Here is a 977-nt window from a genome sequence, read left to right on the forward strand (position 1 = left end):
TGAGAACCAAGAAAATCTGCTTGCCGGTGACTGGAGTGAGATTGGATCGAGTGGGCAGTCTCTTTCCCTGAAATTTGATAAGGACTATTCTTTTTGGTTTTCGGCGGTTGTAAGAGGAACCAGTATGAAGTATTTGGGAACTTACAGTATAAAGGGCGACGCTTTAAAAGTAACCGCTACTGAAATGACAGTGCAGAAGCCGGGAGAAGCGGTGGAAACCACGGCTGTACGTCATGACGTTTTTCCGGAAGCAACTTACAGCGTCAGTAATGATACTCTTACGCTGACTTACCAAACCTACACGGCCGTATGGCCTGCCGTACCGGCTACCGTTAAGTTTCGCCGGATGATTATAATTGAATAAGCTGAGCGAAACATTCTGATTTCGCCCAGCAAGAAGAGAATTAAGGAATATGTTCGAAGATCGCCACGCCCGAATGCCACCTCAATACTGTACCGCTACCATATTAGAAAAGTACGGGGGACTAACAGACGCATCTGCACTAAGAATGGATACATAATTTTTTATCACCGGATCATAGTTGAAATACTGTAGAAATACACCCGAGAAGGAAGCGGGATCTAATTCCGTACCTGGAATGGTGGCGCCGGTAGAACTATCGTAAAGCAACAGAAAATATGCCCCCGGCATACCGCCCTGCCCCAGGGAGACATCGCCCGACAGATCCAGCTGAACCAGATCACCCAGCTTGCCTGGCTGCTGTTCGTTTATTCTGGCCAGTGTATCGATGGTGCCGAGCGGCATCCCGTCAATGTCTGTATTAGCCCTGACCACAACCATATCCACTTTATCAGGAAACGCCCCGGAACTATTGTCAATATAAATAGCCCAGTTGATCTTCTTTTCATTCTCTTGCGTTGGTGTTCCCATAAGCAGTTCGGGCGCAGCATCAGGATCGGGGCTAAGCTGGAGCAATGCTACAGTTAAAGGCTTATTGCCCGGGGCCTGGATCAAC

Annotated in this window: 2 protein-coding genes; one reads left to right on the plus strand and one right to left on the minus strand. The window is 48.1% G+C overall.

The features are described 5' to 3' along the window. A partial coding sequence (locus tag ACNOHI_RS24565) for a hypothetical protein (RefSeq protein ID WP_420477354.1) occupies positions 1–364 on the plus strand: 364 nt, incomplete at its 5' end. 81 nt (positions 365–445) lie between these two features. Here ACNOHI_RS24565 and ACNOHI_RS24570 read toward each other — a convergent pair. Continuing rightward, positions 446–977, minus strand: a 532-nt coding sequence (locus tag ACNOHI_RS24570) for a hypothetical protein (protein ID WP_420477355.1), incomplete at its 5' end; no start/stop codon positions are given.

Origin of the sequence: Noviherbaspirillum sp. ST9, from assembly GCF_048799745.1 — a bacterium.
Classification (GTDB): Bacteria; Pseudomonadota; Gammaproteobacteria; order Burkholderiales; family Burkholderiaceae_D; genus Noviherbaspirillum.